The following is a 6,483-nucleotide window of genomic DNA, read 5'->3' as shown; positions in this document are numbered from 1 at the left end:
AACCACCTGACCCCATGCCGAACTCAGAAGTGAAACAAAACAGCGTCGATGATAGTGTGGGCTTCCCATGTGAAAGTAGAACATCGTCAGGGCCTTATAAAAGAAACCCGTTGCAGCAATGCGACGGGTTTTTTGCTATGTGGGATTTGAAAAGAAAACCTCACAAAGCAATCAACACCTCGCGAGGTAAACTCGCTCCCACCACGACACCACCATAGTGCAGCACTGGTAGGAGGCGGTTTACCCGCCGAGCTGTCGGGCTTCAAACAAAAAGAATAAAAACTAACTACATGCACTCACCTCAATGAAAGCAATCAATCTATGAATATTTACCTGTTTTAATAGCTGCTTAATTTACAGACGTAAGTCGAATGCTACGGTGTTAAAAACTCATTATCAATATTTCAGATTGAGAAGAAAAGAGCAAAGCTGTGGCGTTATTTTTGGCTAATTAGGTAAGTACCATTCGGTATTTTTGATACCGAATGGCTAAAATGAAGTAACTTGAAAGGTAAGGGCTAAATTACGCGTGAGAAGCGTGTTGTTTTAATTTGGCTTTGTAAATAAGCGTCAAAGCACATACAAATAATGCGGATAAACAGGTTTCCACTACTGGTGACTTTGATGGTGTGTTTAGTTAGCGTCACGAGTCCATCTGCTGCTAGCGGCGCTAATGCGGTGAGAGCTTGAGAAAAATATTCATCAAAATTAATATCAAAACGTTGTTCGAACTGCCCTTTATCTAATTCAAAATGACAAATAAGCTGCTTTATCACCGAAGCACGAATTTCATCATCATCACTTAATGTGATACCTTTGCTAATAGCGCATTGCTTAGCTTCAATAGCTTGGTAGTAAGGCTTTAAATCTTTCTCATTTTGCAAGATCATATGACCAATTTGTGAAATAGAAGAAACACCTAAGCCTAATAAGTCGCAGTCACCATGGGTTGTATAGCCCTGAAAGTTGCGGTGAAGGTGGCCTTCATTTTGCGCCATAGCCAGCTCATCGTCTTTTTTAGCAAAGTGATCCATACCAATGAATTGGTATCCTGCTGTAGTCATCTGCTCTAGCGTTTGTTTAAAGATAGCCAGTTTTTCGTTTGCACTTGGCATATCGATTTCCTTTAGTTTTCGCTGAGCTGCAAATCTATCAGGAAGATGGGCGTAATTGAACACTGATACTCTGTCAGGAGACAGTGCGATAAGCTGTTCAATCGTTTTTTTATAGCTCTCTACCGTTTGAAATGGTAACCCGTAGATCATGTCCATGTTGATAGACTTAAAGCCAAGCTCTCTTGCCTCAGTTAACGTAGCGAGCACTTCATTAAGGTGTTGTGGGCGATTTACTGCTGTTTGAACTTCGTCATTAAAATCTTGTACACCGAAAGACACACGATTAAATCCGAGCTGATGTAGGTGACGCATCATGTTCGGTGCGAGGGATCTGGGGTCTATTTCGATACCACGCTGTGCACCATCTGAAAACGTAAAGGCGTTATTCAACATGGTGACTAACCGAGTCATTTGCTGTTCGGTTAAGAAAGTGGGTGTACCGCCGCCTAGATGTAGCTGTTCTACCGTATAGTGCTCAAAGAAAGGTGCTTTTGCGGCAATCTCTTGGGCTAAATAATCAAGATACAGATCGGCTTTTGACTGATGGCGGGTAATGATCTTATTACAACCACAGTAATAACAGAGCTGATGACAAAAAGGAATGTGAATATACAAGGAAAGCGTTCGAGAGTTTGACCCCATTATTGCCGTTTGCAAGTCATTGTGGGAATAGCCTGTCTCTAGCGATAGCGCTGTTGGATAGGAGGTATATCTCGGACCTGAGATATTATACTTGCTGATAAGGGAGTCATTCCAAATAGGTAAATTAATCACGATACGCACTCTCAAGTTATAGTATTGACGAGAGTGTACTGCGTCCAAGCCGATTTGGGTTTGCCTCAGATCAAAGCATGCCGTGGTTACGGCATGCTTTAACGTATAGATTATAACTTAAATTGATTAACGGTTGAGTTAAGCGCTTTAGCCAAGTCATTTAAATCTCGAGCCTCATCAGCCAATACGTTAGCGTGGTTGGCAGTGCTATTAACTAGCTCATTGATTTGATTAAGGCTGTTATTTATATCTTCTGCCACTACCGTTTGTTGCTCAGTTGATGTAGCTATCTGATGACTTTGATCTTGGACTGTTTTTACTGATTCTGTAATTTCTGTTAAAGCGTTAAGGACTGCTTGAGTTTCTTCAACAGTGCCTTCTGCACGATCTTGTCCTTGTTGCATCATAACAGAGGCTTTTTGCGCAATTTGCTGCAAGCGGGAGATCATATTACGAATATCGTCGGTTGATTCTTGTGTACGGCTTGCAAGTGATCTTACTTCATCTGCTACAACGGCAAACCCTCTACCTTGCTCACCTGCACGAGCTGCCTCTATTGCAGCATTTAGCGCTAGTAAGTTGGTTTGCTCAGCAATACCATTGATCACATCTATCACTGCACCAATGTTGCTGGTTTCTTGCTCAAGACCTGCTACCACTTTTGCTGCCTCACCAATATGTAGTGCCAATTCAGTCATTACGTCTTGTGCTTGTGAAGAGCGGCTTGCTCCCTCATTGGTCACACGTTGCACGACGTCAGCAGCTTGATTTGTTTCTTGTGCGTTGCGAGAGATCTCTGTAACGGTTGCGGCCATTTCAGTAACCGCAGCACTGACGCTATCTACTTGCTCTTTCTCACGCTGAATTTCACTATTTGTGTTGTTTGATACTTCACGTAGTTGTGCCGATGCGCTACTTAGTTGCTGTGCTTGTGCTGCGGTATCCAGCATCATGGCTCTTAACTTATCAATAAAGGTATTCATATGATGGGCAAGTTGGCCTACTTCATCTTTACTGGCAATGTCGATGCGCCTTGTTAGATCTCCTTCTCCAGATGCAATATCACGCATGGTTTCTGTCAGCGCCACAATCGGCCTTGTGATCATCTGTGTAGCGATAAAAATCATGGCCACAATAATCATTATAATAACAATCAAAATGGTGATGATACCCATCACCGCTTCGTCGACAGGTTCGTTAATTAAAGAAACAGGTATAAGGATGCCGACATGCCAATCTAAAAGTGGATTGTCTAGTTTTACATTATCGTATACAACATAATATTCCTGTCCTTTGAAAGTGACACTTGCAAAGCCTACAGGGTTACTTTTTATTGCATTGTTAAGAGCTGCAAAACCATGGGTATTATTAAATTGAGACTCCAGTCCATCTAGTCCTTCTTTTCCCTTAGCACCTTCGTCTGTTGTTGAAAGTGAATGCCCCGTGCGCTCGGATAAATGTACCACTTTTAAATCACCATCGAGTAAGAAGCCATAGCCCTTACCTTGAAACTGGATTTGCTCCACCATGTCATTTAATTTATTAATTTGCAGATCAACACCACCCATAGCGACTAATTTGCCATTACTGCCATAAATAGGTTGACGGATCACGGCTGAAACAGCCCCTGTGTTTATATCTGTGGCAATTGGGCCAACATACAACTGACCGACATCTAATGTTTCTTGCCACCAAGGACGCTTGTAAGCGTAGTAAGGTCTGCCATCAGAATAAGCTGAAGTTCGGTCGTTTTCTTTAAAGTACTCACCGGTATTGGCAGACGCGATGAAAGCCGAGAGAATATTTTCATCACCACGGGCTATCCGAACTAAGTCTTCGTTAACCTCTTGATAATCTTTATCGCGACTAAGATCAGCACCGCGTGTTTTGTAATTCTCGAACCAATGAATGTTATGTGGGGTAGAGACAAAGGTTTCAACGACTTTGCCGTACTGACCAAAAAATGCTTCCATGACAAGTTTTTCAGCCTGAATGTAGCTTTGTGTTTCTCGTTCAATCCCGTCTCTTGAGAGTGTTGCGATATGATTTACAAAAAAGCTTGATGCGATGATTAACAACATCGAAATAGTGCCGCCGATCAACAGCAATATTTTCTTTCTTAGGGATAAATTCTCGAGCATGACAGTTCTTATTTTTAGCTTATGCAAGCAATAATAAAACCATAGATAAAAACAGAACGCTACCGTTTGCGTTGACTTGTTTTACATAGATAATACAAGTGAACTCAAAGGGTAAGGCTATATTAAGATGAAAGTATTAAATCGTAATGTTGTGGTATTAGGTGCAGGGTGGTTAGGTGAGGCAATATGTCAACACGCTCAGCTACAAGGTTGGCAAGTTGAGGGGACGAGAACACAATTACATCATACTCATCCTTGGTCTAGACAATTCGTGTTGACGGAGCAAGGCCAAGTTGAGCACTCTGTGACCCTAGAACATGCTTATTGGATCTGTGCTATCCCGCCAAGAGCCAGACAGGTTGATAGTAATTACCTTAACACCTTAGAGCAGGCTTTATCTCTGGCCAAGAAAATGTCTGCTAAAGGGTTTTTGCTTTGTTCTAGCACTGGGGTTTATGACACAGCTGACGCGGAATATGATGAGCAAGGCGCACTTGCTGACAAGTCAACTTTACGAGTTAGTATACTTAGAGGTGCTGAAGAGCGGGTGCTAAATAGTGGCGGTAAGATTGCACGCCTTGCTGGTTTACAAGGGCCAAACCGAGAGCCTGGCAGGTTTGTTGCGGGTAAAGCGTTATCAAGCTCAGCAAATGCTCGAGTCAATATGGTACATAGGGATGATGTCGTTGCGGCGATAACTAGCATTGTTGCTCACTGGCAGGAAGCAGCAGATATCTATAACATTTGTTATCCGTCTCATCCAACACGAAAAGCGTTTTACCAACGCCACTGTAAACAGTTGGGTAATCCAGAGCCGACGTTTGCATCCTCTGCAACTCAGGAGCGCATTATAAAAGCCGAGCGTATTACTGAGCTCGGCTTTGAGTATCGTCATGCGATTTATTGAGATTATGTAACTGGAGTTGACGGTAATAGCTGAGCTGGCAGTAGGTGTGCCAGCGCTGCTTGCTCCAGTAAATTATTTGCAGCTTCGATATCTGGCGCGAAATAGCGGTCTTTATCATAGAAAGTCACCACTTCACGAAGAATATGGTGGGCTTCTGTTACTTTATTCGATGGTTTAAGTGGCGCTCTAAAATCCAGCCCTTGTGCGGCTGCTAGGTATTCTACTGCCAACACACCTTGAGTGTTGTCGGCCATGTCTTGCAAACGCCTTGCTGCAAATGTGGCCATTGAAACATGGTCTTCTTGGTTGGCTGAGGTTGGCAGACTGTCAACACTGCCTGGGTGTGCGAGAGTTTTGTTTTCAGAGGCCAATGCGGCTGCGGTGACTTGTGCAATCATAAAGCCAGAATTTACACCGCCATTGTTAACTAAGAAGGGTGGTAATTTTGATAAACTTGAGTCGATGAGCAGGGCTATACGACGCTCAGCTAAAGCACCAATTTCAGCAATCGCGATCGCTAGGTTATCAGCAGCCATAGCAATAGGCTCTGCGTGGAAGTTGCCGCCTGAGATAATGTCACCGGCATCTGCAAAGACCAATGGGTTATCAGTAACACCATTCGACTCAATAAGGATAACCTCAGCTGCTTGGCGGATCTGAGTTAAACAAGCACCAAGGACTTGTGGTTGACAGCGTAAACAATATGGGTCTTGAACTTTTTCACAGTCTACATGGGCGTCACTGATTTCAGAGCGAGCTTGCAATATATCGCGAAACGCAAATGCAGTATCTATTTGACCTTGTTGACCGCGAACCTCATGGATACGTGCGTCGAATGGTGAGCGACTTCCCATCGCCGCTTCTATACTCATTGAACCAACTACGCAGCTTTGGGCATAAAGATCCTCAGCTCTAAACAGRCCTTGCAATGCAAAAGCAGTGGATGCTTGTGTACCATTTAATAGCGCAAGGCCTTCTTTGGCAGCTAATGTAAGTGGTGCTAGTCCAGCGATCCTTAAGCCTTCTTTGGCATCAATGAGTTTGCCTTGGTGACGTACTTGGCCTTCCCCTAATAGCGGTAAACACATATGTGATAATGGTGCAAGGTCGCCAGATGCACCGACCGAACCTTTCTTTGGTACGCATGGATAGACTTGCGCATTCAACAAGGCTGCCAAAAACTCAATCACTTTAAGGCGGATCCCAGAAAACCCTCGAGATAGCGAGTTGATCTTCAACACCATCATGAGTCGGACAGTACTATCGTCCATCAGCTCGCCAATGCCAGCTGCATGCGACAGTACAATAGAACGCTGCAATAACTCCAGCTCATCTTTAGCAATCTTTGTGTTAGCAAGTAGTCCAAAGCCGGTATTGATCCCATACACAGTGCGACCTTCTTTAATCACTTGTTGTACAGTTTCCGCACTGTTTTCAATGGCCGCTTTTGCTGACTCATCAAGGCTTAAAGATACAGGGTGTCGGTTGATTTGGCGCAAAATACTCAGCGTCAACTGGCCTGGGAGTAAATTTAGTGAGTACATGC

Annotated in this window: 5 protein-coding genes; 2 read left to right on the top strand and 3 right to left on the bottom strand. The window is 43.6% G+C overall.

Annotated elements, in window-relative coordinates; all coding sequences use genetic code 11:
- A partial coding sequence (locus EAG18_RS22350; protein WP_275557267.1) for a hypothetical protein occupies positions 1–218 on the top strand: 218 nt, incomplete at its 5' end.
- Between the two features lie 300 nt (positions 219–518).
- On the opposite strand, the gene hemN is transcribed toward EAG18_RS22350, so the two are convergent.
- Both hemN and EAG18_RS10410 read right to left on the bottom strand, forming a co-directional pair.
- A complete protein-coding gene (hemN, locus tag EAG18_RS10415; protein WP_125252316.1) occupies positions 519–1,889 on the bottom strand; it encodes an oxygen-independent coproporphyrinogen III oxidase in 1,371 nt (456 codons plus the stop codon).
- A gap of 110 nt (positions 1,890–1,999) precedes the next feature.
- A complete protein-coding gene (locus EAG18_RS10410) occupies positions 2,000–4,030 on the bottom strand; it encodes a methyl-accepting chemotaxis protein (RefSeq protein WP_125252315.1) in 2,031 nt (676 codons plus the stop codon).
- A 127-nt stretch (positions 4,031–4,157) separates the two neighbouring features.
- Between EAG18_RS10410 and EAG18_RS10405 the strand changes: the two genes are divergently transcribed.
- The gene (locus tag EAG18_RS10405) at positions 4,158–4,937 is read left to right on the top strand and encodes an NADP-binding protein (protein WP_125252314.1); all 780 of its coding nucleotides are present in this window, start codon (positions 4,158–4,160) and stop codon (positions 4,935–4,937) included.
- A gap of 2 nt (positions 4,938–4,939) precedes the next feature.
- On the opposite strand, the gene hutH is transcribed toward EAG18_RS10405, so the two are convergent.
- Complete coding sequence (gene hutH, locus EAG18_RS10400; protein ID WP_125252313.1) at positions 4,940–6,481, bottom strand: histidine ammonia-lyase; 1,542 nt, start codon at positions 6,479–6,481, stop codon at positions 4,940–4,942.
- Positions 6,482–6,483 lie beyond the last annotated feature (2 nt).

The organism is Pseudoalteromonas sp. J010 (assembly GCF_003934235.1).
In the GTDB taxonomy this organism is placed as follows: Bacteria; Pseudomonadota; Gammaproteobacteria; order Enterobacterales; family Alteromonadaceae; genus Pseudoalteromonas; species Pseudoalteromonas peptidolytica.
The sequence above is the reverse complement of the archived record's forward strand: the minus strand, read 5'-3'. Positions and strand labels throughout refer to the sequence as shown.

Coding starts and splice junctions, on each gene's coding strand:
- EAG18_RS10410 (WP_125252315.1), bottom strand. CDS start 4,030: ATGCTCGAGAATTTATCCCTAAGAAAGAAAATATTGCTGTTGATCGGC.
- EAG18_RS10405 (WP_125252314.1), top strand. CDS start 4,158: ATGAAAGTATTAAATCGTAATGTTGTGGTATTAGGTGCAGGGTGGTTA.